Here is a 22,667-nt window from a genome sequence, read left to right on the forward strand (position 1 = left end):
CCAGCAAATTTCTAGCAAACTAGAGCGTTTTCGACAAAATTATGTTATAATGGAGTCCGTCATGGCGGTGCGGATATTTTTTGGGGGACAAGGGTGAGAAGAGTGAATGACATCATGGTGAAATTGGCGTCATTGAAGGAACAAATCGAACGGCTGCTTGACCATTCGTATTTGCGCGCGCATGTGCCGGCGCCGGCTGTTGATGAAGACCGGCTGCTGCTTTCGCTGTCGATGATGATGGATGCTCCGGCGGCGCCAAATGAGCCGGACCGGTGCATCATCGCCATGATGCTCATGCAAATCGCCCTTGACACCCATGATCAGGTGACAGACCGCGGCGGCGATTTGCGGACGCGGCAGCTTGTCGTTTTGGCCGGCGACTTGTACAGCGGGCTTTATTACGACTTGCTGGCGCGCTCGGGCGATGTTGCGCTCATCCGTTTGTTCGCCGAAGCGGTCCGCGAGATGAATGAGCAAAAAGTGCGGCTGTATGAAAAAAAGGTGGAGCGGATCGAGACGCTGTTCGCCGCGGTCGGCACGATCGAGTCGGCGTTGCTTGCGAAGCTTGCCGAGCGCATCGGGGCGCCGCAATGGGGGCGATTTTCCGGCCATTACTTGCTGTTGCGGCGCTTGCTGCTCGAGCAGGAAGCGTTCGTCCGCACGGGGTCATCCATGCTGTTTGAGCAAATGGCGCATATCGCCTTTCCATGGGCCAAAGGGCTGACGAAAGAACAAAAGCGGCATTTGCTTCGCCTTTGCGAGCGTTATATTGACCATTGCAAGGAAGCGCTGCTGGCGGCGAATTTGCCGATGAACGACCTGCTGCGGTTTCGCATGGCGGAACTTGCCGGCGGATTTCAAGCCATCGTCAAAAAGTCGGTGGAAGAAGGGTAGAACGATGCATCAATCGAAAGAAGAGCGAGTCCATCGCGTATTTGAAAACATTTCTGCACATTATGACCGGATGAATTCTGTCATCAGCTTCCGCCGCCATTTGAAATGGCGCGAAGACGTCATGCGGAGGATGAATGTGCAAAAAGGGAAAAGGGCGCTCGACGTTTGCTGCGGAACGGCCGACTGGGCGATCGCGCTGGCTGAGGCGGTCGGGCCGGAGGGGGAAGTGTACGGCCTTGACTTCAGCGAAAACATGCTGAAAGTCGGCGAACAAAAGGTGAAGGCGCGCGGCCTCGGCAATGTCAAGCTCATTCACGGCAACGCCATGCAGCTGCCGTTTCCCGACAATTCGTTCGATTATGTGACGATCGGCTTTGGCTTGCGCAACGTTCCTGATTATATGACGGTGCTGAAGGAAATGCACCGCGTCACCAAGCCGGGCGGCATGACCGTCTGTCTGGAAACGTCGCAGCCGACGTTGTTTGGTTTCCGCCAGCTTTACTATTTTTATTTTCGGTTTATTATGCCGCTGTTTGGCAAGCTGTTGGCGAAAAGCTATGAGGAATACTCGTGGCTGCAGGAATCGGCGCGCGAATTTCCAGGGCGGGACGAGCTGGCCGAGATGTTCCGCGAAGCCGGTTTCGTCGATGTCGAGGTCAAACCGTACACGTTCGGCGTAGCGGCCATGCATTTAGGCTATAAACGATGAGTCAAGGTGAACACCATGAAGTTAAAGGCGATGTATTCGTTTTTAAGCGATGATTTGGCGGCGGTCGAAGAGGAGCTGGAGCGGACGGTCCGATCCGAATACGGGCCGCTCGGGGAAGCGGCGCTCCATTTATTGCAAGCGGGCGGAAAGCGCATCCGTCCCGTTTTTGTCTTGCTGTCCGCCCGCTTTGGCCATTATGATTTCGAACGGATTAAACATGTAGCCGTAGCGCTCGAACTCATCCATATGGCATCGCTCGTTCACGACGATGTCATCGATGACGCCGACGTGCGGCGCGGCCGGCCGACGATCAAGGCGAGATGGAGCAACCGCTTTGCCATGTATACAGGCGATTACCTCTTCGCCCGTTCGCTTGAGCGGATGGCGGAGCTTGACAGCCCCCGCGCTCATCAAATGCTGGCGAAAACGATCGTTGAAGTGTGCCACGGGGAAATCGAGCAAATCAAGGATAAATACCGATTTGATCAGCCGCTTCGCACGTACTTGCGGCGCATCCGCCGAAAAACGGCGCTATTGATCGCCGCCAGCTGCCAGCTTGGCGCCCTTGCCGCCGGCGCGCCGGAGGCGGTGGCCAACCGGCTGTATTGGTTCGGCCATTACGTCGGCATGTCGTTTCAAATTACCGATGACATTCTCGATTTCACCGGCACGGAAGAGCAGCTCGGCAAGCCGGCCGGAAGCGACTTGCAGCAAGGAAACGTCACCCTCCCCGTGCTGTATGCCCTTTGTGATGAACAGGTGCGGGCAAAAATTACGGCCGTCAACGCGGACACGGATGCCGAGGAGATGGCGGCGGTGCTAGCGGCCATTAAACAGACAGACGCCATCGAACGATCGTATGCGCTAAGCGACCGCTATTTGGAAAAGGCGCTTCGCCTGCTTGGCGAGCTGCCGGCCAACGAAGCGCGCACGCTGCTTCATGATCTCGCCCTCTACATTGGGAAAAGGGATTATTAGCGCTTTCAAGGACGCTGTTGCCAACGGCGGAAAACAATGATACTATGATGGGTGGGAATCCGTTTCCCAGTACATACGACAGTAGAGGTGGAGAGCGAATGGCAGAACGGACATTCATCATGGTAAAACCGGACGGGGTTCAGCGCAATTTGATCGGCGAGATTGTCGCCCGTTTTGAAAAAAAAGGCTTCCAGCTTGTCGGCGCGAAGCTGATGCAAGTGTCGCGCGAACTCGCCGAGCAACATTACGCTGAACATAAAGAGCGCCCGTTTTTCGGCGAGCTTGTCGACTTTATCACCTCGGGGCCAGTGTTTGCCATGGTGTGGGAGGGCGAGAACGTGATCGCCGCCGCCCGGCAAATGATGGGGAAAACGAATCCGCAGGAGGCTGCCCCTGGCACGATCCGCGGCGATTTCGGCTTGACGGTCGGCAAAAACGTCATCCACGGCTCCGACTCGCCGCAAAGCGCCGAACGCGAAATCAGCTTGTTCTTTAAAGAAGAAGAGCTCGTCAGCTATTCGAAACAGATCAATGCATGGCTGTACTGATGCGAAGACCGGCCGCCATTCGGCCGGTTTTTGCCGTTTTTGTACATTGACAGGGGAGAGGGACAGGCGACGATGGACGATTATGCGCAGTTCATTGCCAAAGTAAAGCGAAAAACAGGCATTGACTTATCGCTATATAAGGAAGCCCAAATGAAGCGGCGTTTGGCGTCGTTGTACATGAAAAAAGGGCTAAAAAGCTTTGCCGAGCTGTTTGCAGCGATGGAGAAAGAGCCGGCGCTATGGCATGAATGCTTGGATCGGATGACGATCAACGTCTCGGAGTTTTACCGGAACGCCAAGCGTTGGGAGGTGCTTGAGCACACCATTTTGCCGCGGCTATTGGCGGAAAACCCGCGCCCGAACGTGTGGAGCGCTGCCTGCTCAACGGGCGAGGAGCCGTATACGCTCGCGATGGTGCTCGCAAAACGATTGCCGCTTCACCGCGTGTCGGTGTTGGCGACCGACATTGACGATAATGCGCTCGCCCGCGCGCGCCTCGGTTTGTACAGCGAACGGTCGCTTGTAGAGCTGCCCGAGGAAATGAGAAAAAAGTTTTTTACGAAAGAAGGCGAATATTATAAAATAGACGAAAAGATTAAACAAACGGTCAAGTTTCAAAAACACAACTTGCTCGCGGATCCGTTTCCGCGCAACATGGATTTGATCGTCTGCCGCAACGTGCTCATTTATTTTACGGAAGAGGCGAAGCGGATGCTGTATCGCAAATTTCACGACGCGCTCCGGACGGGAGGCGTGCTGTTTGTCGGCAGCACCGAGCAGATTTTCAATCCCGGCCTGTACGGTTTTGAAGTCGAAGAGACGTTTTTTTACCGAAAAAAATAGCTCCGCGCCGGCTTCTTTTTTTCCTGAAACTATTTTCATTTTTCGAATTTATGATATATTTTTACTTAAACGCGTTAAAGACCTGAAGGGAGAGACAAACATGCGGTATTTGACGGCAGGGGAATCGCATGGGCCGCAATTGACGGCCATTTTGGAAGGAGTGCCGGCCGGGCTTGAGCTGCGCGCCGAGCACATCAATAAAGAGCTGGCGCGCCGGCAAAAAGGATACGGACGCGGCCGCCGCATGCAGATTGAAAAAGATGAAGTGAAAATCACAGGCGGCGTTCGGCACGGGAAAACGCTCGGCTCGCCGATTGCGCTCGTTGTCGAGAATCGTGATTTTAAACATTGGCAAACGATTATGGCGGTTGAGCCGATTGATGACGAAGCGGAAGTGAAGCGGAAAGTGACGCGTCCGCGCCCAGGGCATGCCGATTTAAACGGCGCCCTGAAATACGGACATCGCGATATGCGCAACGTGCTGGAGCGCTCGTCGGCGCGTGAAACGACGGTGCGCGTGGCGGCTGGAGCGGTGGCAAAACGCATTTTGGAGGAGGTCGGCATCCGCGTCGCCGGTCATGTCATCGAAATCGGCGGCGTGCGCGCAAAGAAGCTCGATTATCGTTCGCTTGAAGAATTGCAGGCAGTGACGGAAGAATCACCGGTGCGCTGCTTTGACCCGGAGGCGGGGCAAAAAATGATGGAAGCGATCGATTGGGCGAAGAAAAACGGTGATTCGATCGGCGGCATCGTTGAAGTGATCGTTGAAGGTGTTCCGGCCGGAGTGGGCAGCTACGTCCATTACGACCGAAAGCTTGATGCGAAAATCGCGGCCGCGATCGTCAGCATCAACGCGTTTAAAGGCGTTGAATTCGGGATCGGCTTTGAGGCGGCGCGCCGCCCGGGAAGCGAAGTGCACGATGAAATCATTTGGAGCCCAGAACAAGGCTTTTCGCGCCGGACGAACCGGGCGGGCGGCTTTGAAGGCGGGGTGACGACCGGGATGCCGATCGTCGTGCGCGGAGTGATGAAGCCGATCCCGACGCTGTACAAGCCGCTTCAAAGCGTGGATATCGAGACGAAAGAGCCGTTTGCGGCAAGCATTGAGCGATCGGACAGCTGCGCCGTGCCGGCGGCGAGCGTTGTCGCTGAGGCCGTTGTCGCCTGGGAAGTGGCGGCGGCGATCGTTGAGCAGTTTGGGCAGGATCGGATGGACTTGATTAAGGAAAATGTGGAACGCGCCCGCCGCTATGCAAAGGAGTTTTGACGATGATCGAACGGACGATTGAAACGGCGACGAAGCGCTATCCGCTTCTTTTGGGCGATGGGGTGGCCCGCGTGTTGCCAAGCTTGCTTCGGTCGCTCTCCTGTCCGCCAGGGACAAAACTTTTCATCGTTACCGACGATACTGTGGCGCCTCTTTATTTGGATGAGGTGCGGGCGTTGCTTGCCGCCGCTGAGTATGACGTGTACGCCTACGTCATTCCAAGCGGGGAGGCGGCCAAGTCATTTGATCATTATTACGCTTGCCAGACAGCGGCATTGCAGTGCGGCCTCGACCGCCGCTCGGTTATCATTGCGCTTGGCGGCGGCGTTGTCGGCGATTTGGCTGGGTTTGTCGCCGCCACCTATATGCGCGGCATCCGTTACATTCAAATGCCGACGACGCTTTTGGCCCACGACAGCGCCGTCGGCGGCAAAGTCGCCATCAACCATCCGCTCGGCAAAAATATGATCGGCGCCTTCCACCAGCCGGAAGCGGTCGTCTATGACACCGCCTTTTTGCGCACTCTGCCCGAGCGCGAGCTTCGGTCCGGGTTTGCCGAAGTGATCAAACATGCGCTCATCCGCGACCGCCGCTTTTACGACTGGCTGCGCGCGGAAATCAAGACGCTCGCCGACTTGCAGGGCGGCAAGCTCGCCTATTGCATTGAAAAGGGCATTGACATTAAGGCGTCCGTCGTGCGTGAGGATGAAAAAGAAACCGGGGTGCGCGCCCATTTGAATTTCGGCCATACGCTCGGCCATGCGCTGGAAAGCGAGTTAGGCTACGGCGCGCTCACTCACGGGGAGGCGGTTGCGGTTGGCATGCTGTTTGCCGTCTTTGTCAGCGAACGGTTTTACGGCCGGTCGTTCGCTGAGCATCGATTGGCCGACTGGTTCGCCGGATACGGCTTCCCGGTGTCGCTGCCGACAACGGTTCAGACGCGCCGCCTGCTTGAGAAGATGAAAGGCGACAAAAAAGCGTACGCCGGAACAGTGCGGATGGTGCTTCTCTGTGAGATCGGCGACGTGGAAGTGGTGGAACTCGAAGACGACAACCTGCTCACGTGGCTGGACGAGTTTGCCAGACAGGGGGGAAAGGATGATTCGCGGCATTCGCGGAGCGATTACAGTGGATCGAAATGACGCCGAGGAAATCGTGGCGGCAACGGAAACGTTGCTTCGTGAAATGATCCGCGCAAACGATGTCGCCGCTGCCGATGTGTCGTTTGTGCTCATTTCCGTCACTGACGACATCACCGCCGCGTTTCCGGCGCAGGCGCTGCGCCGTTTGGACGGCTGGACATATGTGCCGGTCATGTGCACGAGGGAAATTCCGGTGCCAGGTTCATTGCCGCGCTGCATTCGCGTCATGATGACGGTGGCGACTGAGAAACAGCAAGAAGAGATCTGCCACGTGTATTTAAAAGGGGCGGTCGTGTTGCGCCCGGATTTGTCGTTGACAAAAAAAACAGAAATGTAATATAGTGAAAATAACCTCTTTGCCCCCTGAGACATCGGGGGCGTTAGAAGTGGAGCGAGAGTGGAGAGCGAGCGTAGGGTAGATGAGAATGAGCGAGTTTAGCTGAGGTGAGCGTTTTTTCATTCGCCGACATCTGCCCAAAGACGGTCGTCTTTGGGCGTTTTCTTTTCCCTCTCTTTTTTCGCCTCATAAACCCTCATTCTCCGCCCGCTGATCATGAAGGGAGGAGAAGTGATGTCTGCTGATGGGCTGGCCGCTTTTTTGACGGAAGCGAACGAATTTCGAACCATCCCGATTGTGCGCAAATTTGTAGCCGATGTCATTGAGCCGCTCGGCGTGTTTGCCAATTTGCGCGAGGAAGCCGTGTTTTTGCTTGAAAGCAAGGATGACGAATCACCGTGGGCGCGCTATTCGTTCATCGGTGTGGCGCCGTTTTTGACGCTGGAGAGCGAAACCGGCGAAACGTTTTCGGTGAAGGACGAAAACGGGAACGAACAAATCACCGCACCGACGCTGAAAGAAGCGTTTCAATGGGTCGAGCGGACGCTTGCCGTCAAGCCGCTTGCCGAGACGGTGCCGTTTACAGGCGGTGCAGTTGGGTTTTTAGGCTACGATTTCATTTCCGCCATCGAAAAAGTGCCGCGCCACAAAAACCGCGATGTGCCGATGAAGACGGCCTATTTCGTGTTTTGTGAATCGCTGTTTGCGTTTGACCAAAAAAAGCGTGAGTTGCTCGTCATTCACTATATTCGGTTGAGCGGCAACGAAACGGAGGAAGAGAAAATCGAAGCGTACCGCGCGGCCGAACGGCGCATGGCCGATCTCGCGGCGAAAGCGGCCCGCCCTCAAGCCGAGCAGCCGCTCTTGCCGGCGGAAAGCGAATCGGGGCGGACCGCCTCGTTTGCCAAAGCGGTGTCCAACTATGACAAAAAACAGTTTTTGCGCGATGTGGAGGCCGTGAAACGGTACATCGCGGCCGGCGATGTGTTTCAAGCGGTTCTGTCGCAGCGCTTCTGCGTGCCGGTTCAAGCCGGAGGCTTTGCCATTTATCGTCTGCTCCGATACATCAACCCGTCGCCGTACATGTTTTATTTCCAGCTTGACGGTGTGGAAATTGTCGGCAGTTCGCCGGAAAAACTGATTCAAGTGCACCGTCGGCGCGTTGAAATCGATCCGATTGCCGGCACACGGCGGCGCGGCCGATCGCCGGAGGAAGACGAGAGGCTGGCTGATGAGCTGTACCACGACCCGAAAGAACGGGCTGAGCATTATATGCTTGTCGATTTGGCGCGCAACGACATCGGCCGGGTCGCCAAGTACGGAACGGTCGAGGTGCCGGTGTTGCTTCAGATCGGCAAGTTTTCACACGTGATGCACTTAATTTCCAAAGTCGTCGGTGAACTGGACGACAACGTCCACCCGATCGATGCACTCCTTGCCGCCTTTCCGGCTGGAACGGTGAGCGGGGCGCCGAAAGTGCGGGCGATGCAAATTTTGCAGGAACTCGAGCCGACAGCAAGGGGGCTGTATGCCGGAGCGATTGCCTATATCGGGTTTGATGGCAACATCGATTCGTGCATCGCCATCCGGACAGCGGTCGTGAAAGACGGCTATGCCTATGTGCAAGCCGGCGCCGGCATTGTCGCCGACTCCGTTCCGGAACTGGAGTGGAAAGAGACGCGCAATAAGGCGAGCGCCTTGATGAATGCGATTGAACAAGCGGAACGACTATTTGCGAAAGGGGAGAGGGCCGTATGTTGAAGCAGCTGCTTGTAAAATGTGCGGAAGGGAAAGCGTTGACGGAAGACGAAGCGTATGCGGCGATGAATATCATCATGTCCGGCGAGGCGACGGACAGTCAAATCGCAAGTCTGTTGTCCATGCTCCGCCTGCGCGGAGAGACAGTCGATGAGCTCGTCGGATTTGTGCGGGCGATGCGCGACCGGATGACTGCCATTGAGGCTAGTGATGATGTCATCGATACGTGCGGCACGGGCGGCGATGGGGCGGCGACATTCAACGTTTCCACCGCCGCGGCGATCGTCATTTCATCGCTTGGCGTCAAAGTCGCCAAGCACGGCAACCGCGCTGTTTCGTCAAAAAGCGGCAGCGCTGATGTGCTCGAGCGGCTCGGCATCGACATTCAAACGTCGCCGTCGGCCGCCAAACAGGCGTTGGAAACGAAAGGGCTGGCGTTTTTGTTCGCCCCGCTCTATCACGCGGCGATGAAACACGCCGCCGGGCCGCGGAAGGAAATCGGTTTCCGCACCGTTTTCAACTTGATCGGCCCGCTCGCCAATCCGGCGCGCTGCAAGCGGCAAGTCGTCGGCGTCTATTCGACCTGCTACGCTGAGAAATTGGCGGAGGCGATGCGCCGCCTCGGCTCGGAACATGTGTTGTTTGTCACCGGGCGCGATGGGCTTGATGAATGCAGCATCGCTGCAGAAACGGATGTCGTGGAGTTGAAAGACGGTGCGATCCGCCGCTTTGTCATCGCACCAGAAGACGCCGGCTTGCCGCGCGGCGAGCTTGCCGATGTGCAAGTGCGCGATCCGGAAGAGAGCGCCGCGCTTCTTGAGGCGGTGATGGCGGGAACAGCGCCGGAGAGCGCCATCAATATCGTTGCGCTGAACGCCGGCGCCGCCCTGTATGCCGCCGGCAAAGCTGAAACGATTGCCGAAGGAGTGGCGATGGCGAAAGAGGCCATTTTGTCCAAAACCGCATACGAACAACTGCAACGCCTGCGGGCGAAGGAAGTGATTCATGATGCTTGAGCAAATTTTAGCAGCCAAACGGGAAGAAGTGGAAACGTTGACGCTGCCGGCGCCATTGCCAGAGCGAAAGCGCCGGCCATTTGCGGCGGCGCTCCGTCGGCCGCGGCGGATGCTTGGCTTGATCGCTGAAGTGAAAAAAGCATCGCCGTCAAAAGGCATCATTCGCCCGGATTTTGACCCGGTGGCCATCGCGAAAGCATATGAGCGCGCCGGTGCCGACGCGATCAGCGTGCTGACGGATGAACGGTATTTCCAAGGGCATCGCCGCTATTTGCGAGCGGTGAAAGAAGCGGTTAACGTTCCCGTGCTGCGCAAAGATTTCATCATCGATCGGCGGCAAGTCGAGGAAAGCGTCCGACTCGGGGCGGATGCGATTTTATTGATCGGCGAGGCGCTCCCGCCGGAAACGCTCGAGGAGCTCTATCATGAAGCGTACAGCTTGGGGCTCGAATGTCTGGTCGAGGTGCATGCGAAAGAGACGCTCGAGCGGATTTTCGATCGGTTTACGCCGGAGATCGTCGGCATCAACAACCGCGACTTGCATACCTTTGTGACAACACTTGAGGCGACCAAAACGCTCGCTCCGCTCATCCCGCCATCGTGCGTCATCGTCAGCGAAAGCGGGATCGGTTCCTTCAATGATGTGAAGACGGTCAAATCGTACGGAGCGCAGGCCATGCTCGTCGGCGAGTCGCTCATGCGCCAAGATGATGTGGAGCGAGCGGTCTACCGGCTGTTTGGGGAGGAAGATGGGGATGATTCGAATTAAATATTGCGGCAACCGTTCGGCTGAAGACGTGCAGGCCGCTATCGCGAGCGGGGCTGATTACCTCGGCTTTATTTTCGCCGAAAGCAGGCGGAACGTCTCTCCGAGTGAAGTGCAGCAATGGCTTGAGCCCCATAAGCTTGGCGCAAAGCAACTTGTCGGCGTCTTTGTCAACGCCCCCGTTAGGCGGATCGCCGCTGTCGCCGCCGAGCTGCCGCTTCATGTCATCCAATGCCACGGCCGTGAAACGCCGGCGGAGCTGGCGGCGGTGAAAGAGGCGGTGCCGCTTTCCGTCTGGAAGGCGATCCACCATGGCGACGGTGCGCTTGCGGCGATGAGGCAGTACGCTGGCATTGCCGATGGCTACGTCGTTGACAGCCGCGCCGCCGGCGCCTGGGGGGGACGGGCGTCGCTTTTGATTGGGAGGCGGTGCCGCACTATTTGGAAGAGGCGGCCCGCCAAGGCGTGCCGTGCTTCATCGCCGGCGGCATCACTCCGGACAATATCGAGCGGCTGCTTGTCTACCGCCCGGATGGCATCGATATCAGCAGCGGCATTGAAACGGACGGACGCAAAGATCCAACGAAGATGAAACAAATCGAAGAAAAAATAAAACATCACGGGTGTCGATGATCCGTTATGTACGAAAAAACACAGAATGATATGGCTGAACACAATTTTCTGCCTCTTCCCTCGAACAAGAACGCCGGCGGGCGAATGACATTTGCCCGCAAAGCGTTCATTGTTCGAGGGGGCATGCGGCAGCATGCCCGGTCGGCAAGCGAGCCGCTTGCCGACTACGGCAGAAAAGCTCGGACTAGAGCCTTCTCGACAGACTTTTTATTGGTTCATCAACACACCTGATAAAAAAATAACAAAACGAAGGGCCAAAAGACGGCGCTGACGCTCGGACGGTTAACAAACACAGGCACTTTGAAGAAATGCGGCTCTTCGTCTTTCAACTTTTATGAAGGAGAAGGTGGGGTTAGATGATGGAACGCGTTCCGAATGAATACGGCCGGTTTGGCGATTTCGGCGGCAAGTTTGTCCCTGAGACGCTCATGCTTCCGCTTGAGGAAATCGAAGCGGAGCTTGACAAAGCGCTTGCCGATGAATCGTTCAAACAAGAATACATCCGCATTTTGCAGCATTACTCCGGTCGCCCGACCCCGCTCACGTTCGCGCCGAATTTGACACGGCAAGTCGGCGGCGCGAAAATTTATTTAAAGCGCGAAGATTTAAACCATACGGGCGCCCATAAAATCAACAACGCGATCGGCCAGGCGCTTTTGGCAAAACGGATGGGCAAGAAAAAGCTGATCGCTGAAACCGGAGCCGGCCAGCACGGCGTCGCCGCGGCGACGGTGGCCGCCCATTTCGGCATGGATTGCATCGTTTTTATGGGCGAAGAAGACATCAAGCGGCAGGAGCTGAACGTGTTTCGCATGAAACTGTTGGGCGCCGAAGTCGTGCCGGTGTCAAGCGGCAACCGAACGTTGAAAGATGCGACGAACGAAGCGATTCGCTATTGGGTCGCCCACTGCGACGACCATTTTTACATGATCGGCTCGGTCGTCGGTCCGCATCCGTACCCGAAAATGGTGCGCGAGTTTCAGCGCGTGATTGGCGATGAAGCGAAAGAACAGTTTCTCGCCCGTGAAGGGAAGCTGCCGGATGTCATCGTTGCCTGCGTCGGCGGCGGCAGCAACGCCATCGGCATGTTTTACCCGTTTTTGCAAGATGACGTCCGCCTCGTCGGCGTCGAGGCGGCCGGCAAAGGGATCGACACTCCGCACCATGCGGCGACCATCACAAAAGGGACGAAAGGGGTCATACACGGGGCGATGACCTACCTGTTGCAAGACGAGTACGGACAAATTCTCGAACCGTATTCGATCTCAGCCGGCCTTGATTACCCCGGCGTCGGCCCGGAACATGCGTATTTGGCGAGCATTGGCCGCGTCCGCTACGAAAGCGCGACCGATGACGAGGCCGTCGCTGCGTTTCAATTGTTGGCGCAAACGGAAGGCATCATTCCGGCCATCGAGTCGGCCCATGCGGTGGCGAAAGCCGTCGAGCTCGCCCGCGAGATGCCGCCGGATGAAACGGTGCTCATTTGCCTGTCCGGCCGCGGAGATAAAGATGTGCAAACGATGATGCGCCATCTTGGTGCGAGGGAAGGTGAAGACATTGCCACTGTCCGTTAATCCGCCGCTATTTATCCCGTTTATCGTTGCCGGTGATCCGGCTCCCGATGTGACGATCGATCTCGCCTTGGCGCTTGAGGAGGCCGGCGCTGACATATTGGAGCTTGGCGTGCCGTACTCCGACCCGCTCGCTGACGGACCGACGATTCAACGCGCCGCCGCAAGGGCGCTTGACGGGGGCATGACGCTGCCGAAAGCCATTCAGCTTATTGGCGAGATGCGAAAAAAAGGGGTAAACATTCCGATTATTCTCTTTACGTATTACAATCCTGTGTTACAATTAGGAGAAGAATCCTTTTTTGCTTTAGCGCGGGAAAATGGCGCCGACGGCGTGCTCATTCCCGATTTGCCGTTTGAGGAAAGCGGTCCGCTCCGCGAACTTGGCGAACGGTTTGGTCTCCCGCTCATTTCGCTTGTTGCGCCGACGTCGAAGCAGCGGATCGAGCGGATCGCTTCGGCGGCGCAAGGGTTTTTGTATTGCGTCTCCTCGCTAGGCGTTACAGGCGTGCGTGAGACGCTGCCGGAGACGCTCGGCGATTTCCTCCGCGAAGTGAAGCGGCATAGCCGCGTCCCGGTCGCCGTCGGCTTTGGCATTTCGGCGCCGGAGCAAGTCGCGATGTTGAAAGAGGTGTGCGACGGCGTTGTCGTCGGCAGCGCGCTCGTGCAAAAAGTCGAGCAGCTGGCTCCGAGGTTGCAGGCGCCGGACGAAAGGGAAGCGGCCGTCGCCGAGTTTGCTGCCTACGCCCGTTCGCTTGCCGCGCCGCTTCGAGAAGCCTATTCTTCGCGCTAAAAGTTCCGAATTGAAGGAGTTGGCGACAATCATGCAAGTAAAGGAATCGCTCCGGGGTCTTTCTCCGTACCAGCCGGGAAAATCGATCGAAGAAGTCAAACGGCAATATGGCTTGCCTGAGATTATTAAACTTGCTTCTAACGAGAATCCGTACGGTTCGTCGCCATCGGCAAAAGCGGCCATCGCCGCTGAGCTTGACCGCCTCGCCGTCTATCCGGACGGCTGCGCCCGCACGTTGCGCGAAAAGGTGGCGAAGCATCTTGGCGTCAAGGAAACACAGCTTCTGTTTGGCAACGGTTCGGATGAGGTGGTGCAAATTCTTTGCCGCGCCTTTTTAGAGCCGGGGGCGAATACAGTGATGGCGGCGCCGACATTCCCGCAATACCGGCACAATGCCATCATCGAGCGGGCCGAGGTGCGCGAAGTGCCGCTTGTTGATGGGCGTCATGATTTGGAGGCGATGCTTGCGGCGATCGATGAAAACACGCGCATCGTCTGGATTTGCAATCCGAACAACCCGACGGGCACGTATGTGAATGACACCGAGCTGCGCGCCTTTTTGGATCGCGTGCCGCGTCATGTGCTTGTCGTCGTGGACGAAGCGTACTACGAATATGCGACGGCGCCCGACTACCCGCAAACGGTGCCGCTTTTAAACGAGTACGAGCAGCTTGTCGTCATGCGCACGTTCTCGAAAGCATACGGGCTCGCTGCGCTCCGCGTCGGCTACGGCGTGGCGAGTGAGACGCTCATCCGCGCCGTCGAGCCGGCGCGCGAGCCGTTTAACACGTCGACCATCGCCCAAGCGGCCGCGGCGGCCGCACTTGACGATCAAGCGTTCATCCGCGCCTGCGTCGAACGAAATCGCGCCGAGCTTGAGCGGTATTATCGCTTTTGCGAGGAGAACGGCCTGAAGTATTACCCGTCGCAGACAAACTTTTTGTTCATTGATTTCGGGTTGGATGGCGACGAAGTGTTCCGCTATTTGCTGGAGCGCGGCGTCATTGTCCGCTCGGGCCAAGCGCTTGGGCTGCCGACCGGCGTGCGTGTGACGGTTGGCACGAAAGAGCAAAACGACCGGGTGTTGGAACTCGTTTCGCAACTGCTTCGGGAAAAACAGCTCGCCTGACCGTTCAGCGGCGGGATGGATAGAAAAGATCGGCCCGTTGCTTTTCAAAAGCAGCGGGCGCACGTTTACATAAAGTAGGTGGGACGATTGGAAGGAAAAGTGTTCATTGTCGGCCTCGGCTTGATCGGCGGATCGATTGCATTGGCGATTAAAAAAGCGCATCCGGAGGCGATGATCATCGGCTACGACGTCAATGAGCGGCAGCTCGGCTTGGCGCGTTCGCTCAAGGTGATCGACGAAGCCGCCCGTTCGCCCGAAGACGGATACGGACAGGCGGATTTGATCGTTCTGGCCGTTCCGGTCATGCAGACGGAGGCGCTGCTTTCATCGATGCCGCTCGAGCGGTTGAAGCGCGGCGTTATCGTTACCGATGTCGGCAGCACGAAGCAGCGCATCGTCCAAGGCGCCCGCCGCCTGTTGGATCATGGCGTAGCGTTCATCGGCGGCCATCCGATGGCCGGGTCGCATAAAAGCGGTGTGGCGGCGGCAAGGGCTCATCTGTTTGAAAACGCCTTTTACATTTTGACGCCGACGGACGATGTGCCGCCGCAGCAAGTCGAGGCGTTGAAACAGTGGCTTGCGGGAACGAAAGCGCAGTTTGTCATCTTAACGCCCAAAGAGCATGACCGCATCACTGGCGTAATCAGCCATTTTCCGCATTTGATTGCGGCGAGCCTCGTTCATCAGGCGCGCGAATACGAGTGCGAAAACGCCCTCGTCAGCCGGCTGGCGGCCGGCGGCTTCCGCGACATCACCCGCATCGCGTCGAGCAATCCGGAAATGTGGCGCGATATTTTTATCCATAACAAGCATGAACTGCTTGCGCTCTTTGACCGCTGGATCGCCGAAATGGAGCGGCTGCGTTCGTTTGTCGAAGAAGAAAACAGCATCGCTATTTACCATTACTTTTTGGAGGCGAAACAGTTTCGCGACGGGCTGCCGTCGAGAACGAAAGGAGCGATTCCGTCGTTTTACGATTTGTATGTCGACGTGCCGGATTATCCGGGCGTCATCTCCGAAGTGACCGGCTATTTGGCCGAAGAAAACATCAGCATCACGAACATCCGCATCATTGAGACGCGCGAAGAAATTTACGGCGTGCTCCGCCTCAGCTTCCAAAGCGAAGACGATCGGGCGCGGGCGAAAGCGTGCCTCGCCAAACATACGAACTATGCCACCTATGAAGGGTAGCAAGGAAAAACAATGGAGGGATTTTGCATGCAGTTGCCAACCAACGTGTCGTCGCTCCGAGGAATGATCGAAGTCCCTGGCGACAAATCGATTTCCCATCGCGCCGTCATGCTCGGGGCGCTTGCTTCTGGACGGACGGTAATTGACCATTTTTTGCCTGGGGCGGACTGTTTAAGCACGATCGACTGTTTCCGGAAACTCGGCGTTGACATTCGCCAGGACGGGACGACAGTCGTTGTCGAAGGAGCCGGCCCCGGCGGGCTGCGCGAGCCGGCTGCGGTGCTTGATGTCGGCAACTCGGGAACGACGGCGCGCCTGTTGCTCGGCATTTTGGCCGGCCAGCCGTTTCACGCCTGCCTTGTCGGCGATGAATCGATCGCCAAGCGACCGATGGGGCGGGTGACGAAACCGCTTCGCGAAATGGGAGCGCGTATTGACGGGCGTGAGGGCGGCAATTATACGCCGCTTTCCATCCGCGGCGGCGCGCTTCGCCCGCTTTGCTACACTTCGCCGGTGGCGAGCGCGCAAGTAAAATCGGCCATTTTGCTCGCCGGCTTATTCGCTGACGGCGTGACGTCTGTTGCTGAGCCGCACCGCTCGCGCGATCATACCGAGCGGATGGTTCGGTTGTTTGGCGGTGAAGTGAATGTGGATGGCTTGACCGTCTCGGTGGCCGGTCCGCAACGCTTGCGCGGGACGCACATTTACGTTCCCGGCGATATTTCGTCAGCCGCCTTTTTCCTTGTCGCCGGCGCCATTGTGCCGAACAGCGAAATTACGCTGAAAAACGTCGGCTTAAATCCAACGCGGACCGGCATCATCGATGTGCTTACACAAATGGGGGCGGATATTGCGATTGACAACGTCCGCCACGAGGAAACCGAGCCGGTCGGTGATATTACGGTCCGCACGTCGACGCTTCGGGCGGTCGAAATCGGCGGGGATCTGATTCCAAGATTGATCGACGAAATTCCGATCATTGCCTTGCTCGCGACGCAGGCGGAAGGAACGACCGTCATCAAAGACGCGAGCGAACTGAAGGTGAAAGAGACGAATCGGATCCATACGGTCGTCACCGAGTTGAAAAAACTCGGCGCTGACATCGAAGCAACCGACGACGGCATGATGATCCGCGGCAAAACGCCGCTTTATGCCGACGGGATTGTTGTCGACAGCCATGGCGACCACCGCATCGGCATGATGCTCGCCGTTGCTGCCTGCATCGCCAAAGGGACGATCCGCCTCGAGCGTTCGGAAGCGGTCGCCGTTTCCTATCCGGCGTTTTTTGCCGATCTCCGCTCGCTGCTGTAAAAGGCCTCCCGCCCCAAGCGGGCGGGCGGTCATATTTTGCGTTGTTCGTTCATATATTGTCAGTGAGAGGAATTGGCTTCGCATTTTTTGAAAGCGGGTACATTCCCGGTTTCCGGCCGAAAAACGGCGCACCTTCCAGACAGCGAGCGGTTTGGTTGCGGAAACGGCCATGATCGATTATCATCATTCATGTTCCCGTTGTAACGGTACATAACGATTTGAATGGCAAAGGCGGATGGGCTCCTGTGGGCGCCCGGCCGCCTGCCGCAAGAGAGGGCTGACGAAACCATGACACGCGTCGAACAAATCATTCGCTTAGTGGAAAACGGAAACGTCGACCAAGCGTTGGCGCTCGTGCCGAAAGTGAAAAAATATGGAAGTGATGAAGAAAAATACGCGCTTGCCGACTGCTTGTACGGATGGGGAATGCCGGAAGAGGCGAAGGAGCTGCTTGAGGAGCTGACTGCCCGCTATCCGGATGACGGCGACATTCGCCTGTTTTTGGCGGAAGTGTATACGGAGCTTGAAGCCGAAGAGGAAGCGCTCGCCATTTTGTCGGAGATCGACGAAGACGATCCGCAGTTTGTCCGCGCGTGCCTTCTTGCCGCCGATTTGTACGAAATGCAAGGGTTGGCGGAAGTGAGCGAGCGGAAGCTGCGTCAAGCGTACGAGAAAGCTCCAGATGAGCCGATCGTGCAGTTTGCGTTGGCTGAGTTGTATTTTTCGCACGGTGAATACTCAAAAAGCGTGCCGCTTTATGAACAGGTGCGGAAGACGAATAAGGAGATGGCCGGCGTCTTGATCACCGAGCGGATCGCTGAGGCGCTCAGCCGTTCCGGGGAATTCGAGGCGGCGCTTCCGTATTATGAGGAGGCGCTCAATGAAAAAATGGACAGCCGGACGCTGTTCGCCTACGGATTCACCGCGTTGCAGGCCGGCTATACACAAACGGCCATCGATAAGCTCAGCGCTTTAAAAGAGCTCGATCCGGACTACACTCCGCTTTACCTTTATTTGGCGAAAGCGTATGAACAAGAAGGACGGCTCGTGCAAAGCTATGAGACGGCGCTTGAGGGCATCGGCGTCGACGAATGGAACAAAGAGCTCCGCCTTTACGCAGGCAAGCTGGCGCTCAAGCTGAACAAGCCGGAGGAGGCAGAGGAACATTTGAAAAAAGCGCTTGAGATCGATGGCGGGTACATCGAGGCGCTCACGGTTTTATCGGCGCTTTGGCTAAACGAACAGCGCTATGAGGATGTCGTCGCGCTTCTTGAGCAGGCGATGGCCGATGGCGAGTACGATCCGCAGTTTGAATGGGACCTTGGGCGCGCCAAACATCGGCTTGAGATGTACGACGATGCATTAAATCATTACGGCGAGGCATATAATTTCTTTAAGCACAATGTCGAGTTCCTCGAAGAGTACGGATATTTTCTCATCGAGGAAGGAAATCGGGCGGCGGCGAAAGAAATATTTCAACAGATCGTCCGTCTCGACCCAACCCATACGGAGGCGGCGGAGATGCTGCTTGAGCTCGAAGAGTAGGGGAGAAGCGGTGGCCCAACCTCTTTCTTGGAAACCGATCGAGGGGGAAGCGCACAATGACGCACGTATCCGTCAATGAGAAAAAAGAGTTTATCCGTTGGTTTTTAAGCCACTATCAGTTGAAGCGGCGCGAGTGTGTCTGGATTTTAAACTATTTGATGAGCCATGACCAGCTCATGCAAAAGGTGCATTTTGTCGAGAATGCCCAATATTGCCCGCGCGGCATCATTATGTCGACTCACTGCGTCGACGATGTGCCGTTCCGTTTTTACAAAGGCAATGTGATGACAACCGATGCAGAGAAATCGTTCCATGACATCCGTTTAAACCGCGACGAAGATATTTACATTCAACTGAATTTCCGCGCTTCTTTTCACTCGCCACAATATGTCGCTGTGCTTGAGGAAAACCCGTATGCGCCGAAGCAGGCGCAAGTGAGCGAAAACGACCAGCGCCTCGCCGAGCAGTTTTTGGAACGCTCCATTTACGAATTCCGGCGCGGGCGGCTCATGAAGCTGATCGATGAGGCGCTTGACCGCCATGATGAAGAGGCGTTCCGCCGCCTGACCGATGAATTAAACAAATTGTAAAAACCTTGCCGCCGGCAAGGTTTTTCTTTTGCCGAAAAATATGGTATGGTGATGAAGGGAAGAAACTTTGAGGAAAAGGAGAGTACGAATGAAGTGGACAGGCGAGGACGTCGCCCTCTATGAACGAGAGCGCGACTACATCGACACGGCGCTCCTTCCGCTTTTGCCGGTGGCTTTCGGCCAAGGAGCGAAGCGGCTCGCTTCCGGCGGGGAGCTTGTCGGGCTCATCGCGGCCGAGGTCGAGCGGCAGCTGAAGGGCCGGTTGTTTTTGATGCCGTCGTTTGTGTATTTTGCCGATGAGCCGCGGGCGCTGCTTACCGAAAGGCTGGCGGATTGGACCAACCGGCTTAGGCGGGAAGGAATGAAGCATCTGTTTTATGTGACGTGCGACCGTGCGTGGCAAGAGGGCGAAGAAGCTGACCGCGTTTGGTTCATTCCGGTTGTTCCGCTCGAGAGCATGGGTGAATCGTACAAGCACGAGCTTGTCAGAGAGCAGACCGCCGAGCTGCTCCGCTTTCTCATCGGTCGATGGGCGCAAGAGTAGATGCGGCAAAGTCCGACGTTTTGCCGCCTGCGATATTGACCTTGTCCAGCAATTGAGCTATCATTAGAATGTCCTAGTTTTCCATATGTGTTATACATACAATCGTCCGGTGCGGACTTGATTTTGCATAGAGGGGGGAAGACGATGAGCGACAACAAACATCGTGTAACGAGACGTCAGTTTTTAAACTACACGCTGACCGGCGTCGGCGGTTTTATGGCGGCAGGAATGCTGATGCCGATGCTCCGTTTTGCTTTCGATCCGATCTTGAAGGATGAAGCAGGGACGGAGATGGTCGCGGTAGCAGACGTCAAAGAGATTACGACCGAACCGAAGCGCTTCGACTTTAAAGTGAAGGTGAAAGACGCTTGGTACGAGTCGGAAGAGCCAAAATCAGCATGGGTGTATAAAACGGACAAAGGGGAGATCATCGCCCTGTCGCCGATCTGCAAACACCTTGGCTGTACGGTCGACTGGAACACGGACAAAGAGCATCCGAACCAGTTTTTCTGCCCATGCCACTATGGGCGCTATGAGAAGGACGGCACGAACGTTCCGGGGACGCCGCCGCAAGCTCCGCTTGACCGTTACGAGTACAAAGTGAAAGACGGCAAGCTGTATTTAGGCAAGGCGAAACCAAGAAAGGAGGCGTAATGCGTGTTAAACAAGCTGTATGACTGGGTCGATGAACGCTTAGATATTACGCCTTTATGGCGGGATATCGCCGATCACGAAGTTCCGGAGCACGTCAACCCCGCCCATCACTTTTCCGCCTTTGTCTATTGTTTCGGCGGGCTGACGTTTTTTGTCACGGTCATTCAAATTTTGTCAGGCATGTTTTTGACGATGTACTACGTCCCGGATATTAAAAACGCGTGGGAATCGGTGTATTACTTGCAAAACGAAGTGGCGTTCGGCCAAATTGTGCGCGGCATGCACCACTGGGGGGCGAGCCTTGTCATCGTCATGATGTTTTTACATACGCTGCGCGTCTTTTTCCAAGGGGCTTATAAAAAGCCGCGCGAAATGAACTGGATCGTCGGCGTATTGATCTTTATGGTGATGATGGGTCTTGGCTTCACCGGCTACTTGTTGCCGTGGGATATGAAAGCGCTGTTTGCGACGAAAGTTGGTTTGCAAATCGCGGAAGCGACGCCACTCATTGGCCCGGCCATTAAGACGCTGTTAGCTGGGGACCCAGAAATTGTCGGCGCGCAAACGTTGACGCGCTTCTTTGCCATTCACGTCTTCTTCTTGCCGGCCGCTTTACTCGGCTTAATGGCAGCGCACTTTTTAATGATTCGCAGACAAGGCATTTCCGGTCCGCTATGATCGGTCGGCCCGCGTTTAGAGGCGATAGAAAAAAGGAGGGAACCACGCAATGCATCGCGGAAAAGGAATGAAATTCGTCGGCGATTCCCGTGTTCCCGCGGTGAGAAAACCGAATATTCCAAAGGACTATTCGGAATATCCCGGGAAAACGGAAGTGTTTTGGCCGAACTTCCTGCTTAAGGAATGGTTGGTCGGATCGGTCTTTCTCGTCGGTTTCTTATGCTTGACGGTCGCCCATCCGTCGCCGCTTGAGCGGATCGCCGACCCGACGGACACGACGTACGTGCCGCTGCCTGACTGGTATTTCTTGTTCTTATACCAATTGCTCAAATATTCGTATGCGTCTGGTCCGTATACGGTCGTCGGCGCGATCATCATCCCAGGGTTGGCGTTCGGCGCGCTCTTATTGGCGCCGTTTTTGGACCGCGGCCCAGAGCGCCGTCCTTGGAAGCGTCCGGTCGCGACCGGGATGATGCTGTTGGCGCTTGCGGCGATGATTTATTTGACATGGGAAGCGGTCGTCACACACGACTGGAAAAAAGCGGCTGAACAAGGGAAAATTCGGGCGGAAGTGAAAATTGACACGAACGCGGAAGGCTATAAAATCGCCCAAGCGAACACATGTACATCGTGCCACGGACAAAACTTGTCCGGCGGCGCTGGTCCGTCGCTCATCGGCACCGGCTTGAAACCGGAAGAAATCGCGAAAATCGCGAGAGAAGGGAAAGGCAACATGCCGCCCGGCGTCTTTAAGGGCACGGATGAAGAGTTGAAAAAACTGTCCGAATTCATCGCCGGACTGAAAGCGGAATAATCGTTTCGACACGAAAAAGCTGACTCGCGTTAGTCAGCTTTTTTCGTGCCAACATGAAACCGAGGCGAGGTGCAGATGATGGCATGGCTTTATGCGCTGTTGGCTTCCCGGCCGGTTGTTTGGCTGCTCTTGTTCGTCAACGCGGCCGGCACCATCTATGGATATTATTGGTATCGTTATCAACTTGCCGATACGCCGCCCGTCTTTTTGCCGTTTGTTCCCGACAGTCCGACGGCGAGCCTTTTTTTCTTGTCGTCCTTGTGGCATGGCTTTTCGGCAGGTCGGCGCCGCTTTTTGAAGCGTTGGCTTTGGTGACGCTTGTTAAGTATGGAATTTGGGCGGTCGTTATGAATGTGCTCGTTTGGCGCGTCACCGGCACGCTCGATTGGGCCGGCTGGATGCTCATCGTTTCGCACGGGGCGATGGCGATCGAAGGAATGCTGTACGCCCGGTTTTATCGATTCCGCTTCCTTCACCTTATGCTGGCGGCCGTGTGGACGCTGCATAACGATGTCATCGACTACGTTTTTGGCATGATGCCGCGCTATAGTGTGCTGGCTGACTACGCCAACGAAATCGGCTATTTTACGTTTTGGTTGAGCATCGCATCGATTGCCGCTGCGTACCAGCTTGGCGTCCGCCTCCGGCGCCAGCCGCTTCTGCCGGGCGGCATGTCTTTCCGGCAGGCATCAGAGTAGAGCGTTGAACACAAGGAGGAACGTTGGGCGGCAGCTTTCTATATAGATGCAACGAAGAAGTTTAACATATCCTTGACGGAAAAGCGGTTTGTCCATTTTCGACTGTCGAAGGCAAGCCACAGGCTTGCCTCCGTCACGCCAAGGCGTGACGGAAGACCGAACAACCGCCTGCCCCACAGACCCATATATGGGTCTGGAAGCGGCGTTGTTCGGTCCCCCGACAGTCGATCAAATACTCGGTAAAAGCTGCAAATGGTA

The 22,667-nt window shown here is 56.3% G+C and carries 22 protein-coding genes and 2 pseudogenes; all 24 read left to right on the forward strand.

Features of this window, described 5'->3' with window-relative positions; genetic code table 11:
- Nucleotides 1-114: 114 nt before the first annotated feature.
- The 24 genes and pseudogenes from ACVX3G_RS09515 to lhaT all read left to right on the forward strand — a co-directional run bounded on the left by ACVX3G_RS09515 (nt 115) and on the right by lhaT (nt 22,409).
- Complete coding sequence (locus ACVX3G_RS09515) at nt 115-894, forward strand: heptaprenyl diphosphate synthase component 1 (protein ID WP_015375274.1); 780 nt, start codon at nt 115-117, stop codon at nt 892-894.
- Nucleotides 895-898: 4 nt separating this feature from the next.
- Complete coding sequence (menG, locus tag ACVX3G_RS09520; protein WP_015375273.1) at nt 899-1,603, forward strand: demethylmenaquinone methyltransferase; 705 nt, start codon at nt 899-901, stop codon at nt 1,601-1,603.
- A gap of 15 nt (nt 1,604-1,618) precedes the next feature.
- A complete protein-coding gene (gene hepT, locus ACVX3G_RS09525; protein ID WP_025039231.1) occupies nt 1,619-2,581 on the forward strand; it encodes a heptaprenyl diphosphate synthase component II in 963 nt (320 codons plus the stop codon).
- Between the two features lie 98 nt (nt 2,582-2,679).
- Nucleotides 2,680-3,129 (forward strand): nucleoside-diphosphate kinase, encoded by a 450-nt coding sequence (ndk, locus tag ACVX3G_RS09530; protein WP_013524132.1) that lies wholly within the window; start codon nt 2,680-2,682, stop codon nt 3,127-3,129.
- A gap of 72 nt (nt 3,130-3,201) precedes the next feature.
- Nucleotides 3,202-3,972, forward strand: coding sequence for a CheR family methyltransferase (locus tag ACVX3G_RS09535; protein WP_015375271.1), 771 nt, complete (start codon nt 3,202-3,204; stop codon nt 3,970-3,972).
- 100 nt (nt 3,973-4,072) lie between these two features.
- Nucleotides 4,073-5,239, forward strand: coding sequence for a chorismate synthase (gene aroC / locus ACVX3G_RS09540; RefSeq protein ID WP_011231692.1), 1,167 nt, complete (start codon nt 4,073-4,075; stop codon nt 5,237-5,239).
- A gap of 2 nt (nt 5,240-5,241) precedes the next feature.
- Nucleotides 5,242-6,381, forward strand: a complete 1,140-nt coding sequence (aroB, locus tag ACVX3G_RS09545) for a 3-dehydroquinate synthase (protein WP_479454535.1) — start codon at nt 5,242-5,244, stop codon at nt 6,379-6,381.
- Entirely contained in the window at nt 6,338-6,718 is a 381-nt protein-coding gene (gene aroH / locus ACVX3G_RS09550) for a chorismate mutase (RefSeq protein ID WP_015375269.1), read from the forward strand. Before aroB ends, aroH begins: the two co-directional genes overlap by 44 nt.
- A 234-nt stretch (nt 6,719-6,952) precedes the next feature.
- On the forward strand, nt 6,953-8,479 hold the full coding sequence (gene trpE / locus ACVX3G_RS09555; RefSeq protein WP_011231689.1) for an anthranilate synthase component I: 1,527 nt from the start codon (nt 6,953-6,955) through the stop codon (nt 8,477-8,479).
- Complete coding sequence (trpD, locus tag ACVX3G_RS09560) at nt 8,473-9,492, forward strand: anthranilate phosphoribosyltransferase (protein ID WP_015375268.1); 1,020 nt, start codon at nt 8,473-8,475, stop codon at nt 9,490-9,492. Before trpE ends, trpD begins: the two co-directional genes overlap by 7 nt.
- Nucleotides 9,485-10,261 carry an indole-3-glycerol phosphate synthase TrpC gene (gene trpC / locus ACVX3G_RS09565; RefSeq protein ID WP_033005824.1) on the forward strand — a complete coding sequence of 259 codons (777 nt, stop codon included), beginning with the start codon at nt 9,485-9,487 and terminating at the stop codon, nt 10,259-10,261. The genes trpD and trpC overlap by 8 nt, the downstream gene beginning before the upstream one ends.
- A pseudogene (locus ACVX3G_RS09570) lies at nt 10,248-10,891 on the forward strand (phosphoribosylanthranilate isomerase). The gene trpC and the pseudogene ACVX3G_RS09570 overlap by 14 nt, the downstream one beginning before the upstream one ends.
- Nucleotides 10,892-11,250: 359 nt before the next feature.
- Entirely contained in the window at nt 11,251-12,465 is a 1,215-nt protein-coding gene (gene trpB / locus ACVX3G_RS09575; protein ID WP_013524128.1) for a tryptophan synthase subunit beta, read from the forward strand.
- Nucleotides 12,449-13,255, forward strand: a complete 807-nt coding sequence (gene trpA, locus ACVX3G_RS09580) for a tryptophan synthase subunit alpha (RefSeq protein WP_015375265.1) — start codon at nt 12,449-12,451, stop codon at nt 13,253-13,255. Before trpB ends, trpA begins: the two co-directional genes overlap by 17 nt.
- Before the next feature lie 31 nt (nt 13,256-13,286).
- Nucleotides 13,287-14,384 (forward strand): histidinol-phosphate transaminase, encoded by a 1,098-nt coding sequence (gene hisC, locus ACVX3G_RS09585; RefSeq protein WP_060788370.1) that lies wholly within the window; start codon nt 13,287-13,289, stop codon nt 14,382-14,384.
- A gap of 87 nt (nt 14,385-14,471) precedes the next feature.
- Nucleotides 14,472-15,575, forward strand: a complete 1,104-nt coding sequence (locus tag ACVX3G_RS09590) for a prephenate dehydrogenase (protein ID WP_013144904.1) — start codon at nt 14,472-14,474, stop codon at nt 15,573-15,575.
- A gap of 27 nt (nt 15,576-15,602) precedes the next feature.
- Complete coding sequence (gene aroA, locus ACVX3G_RS09595; RefSeq protein WP_033012338.1) at nt 15,603-16,886, forward strand: 3-phosphoshikimate 1-carboxyvinyltransferase; 1,284 nt, start codon at nt 15,603-15,605, stop codon at nt 16,884-16,886.
- A 288-nt stretch (nt 16,887-17,174) separates the two neighbouring features.
- Complete coding sequence (locus ACVX3G_RS09600; protein WP_033012346.1) at nt 17,175-18,431, forward strand: tetratricopeptide repeat protein; 1,257 nt, start codon at nt 17,175-17,177, stop codon at nt 18,429-18,431.
- A 56-nt stretch (nt 18,432-18,487) separates the two neighbouring features.
- Nucleotides 18,488-19,021 (forward strand): ReoY family proteolytic degradation factor, encoded by a 534-nt coding sequence (locus ACVX3G_RS09605; protein WP_013144907.1) that lies wholly within the window; start codon nt 18,488-18,490, stop codon nt 19,019-19,021.
- A gap of 88 nt (nt 19,022-19,109) precedes the next feature.
- Entirely contained in the window at nt 19,110-19,565 is a 456-nt protein-coding gene (locus ACVX3G_RS09610) for a YpiF family protein (protein WP_020278315.1), read from the forward strand.
- Between the two features lie 144 nt (nt 19,566-19,709).
- A complete protein-coding gene (locus ACVX3G_RS09615; RefSeq protein ID WP_011231677.1) occupies nt 19,710-20,219 on the forward strand; it encodes a Rieske (2Fe-2S) protein in 510 nt (169 codons plus the stop codon).
- 3 nt (nt 20,220-20,222) lie between these two features.
- Nucleotides 20,223-20,897, forward strand: coding sequence for a menaquinol-cytochrome c reductase cytochrome b subunit (qcrB, locus tag ACVX3G_RS09620; protein WP_011231676.1), 675 nt, complete (start codon nt 20,223-20,225; stop codon nt 20,895-20,897).
- A 49-nt stretch (nt 20,898-20,946) separates the two neighbouring features.
- Nucleotides 20,947-21,711, forward strand: a complete 765-nt coding sequence (locus tag ACVX3G_RS09625) for a menaquinol-cytochrome c reductase cytochrome b/c subunit (RefSeq protein WP_011231675.1) — start codon at nt 20,947-20,949, stop codon at nt 21,709-21,711.
- A gap of 78 nt (nt 21,712-21,789) precedes the next feature.
- Nucleotides 21,790-22,409: pseudogene (gene lhaT / locus ACVX3G_RS09630) on the forward strand (lipoprotein heptaprenylglyceryl N-acetyltransferase LhaT).
- Nucleotides 22,410-22,667 lie beyond the last annotated feature (258 nt).

The sequence above is a fragment of the Geobacillus sp. PLS 41 genome (assembly GCF_056494105.1).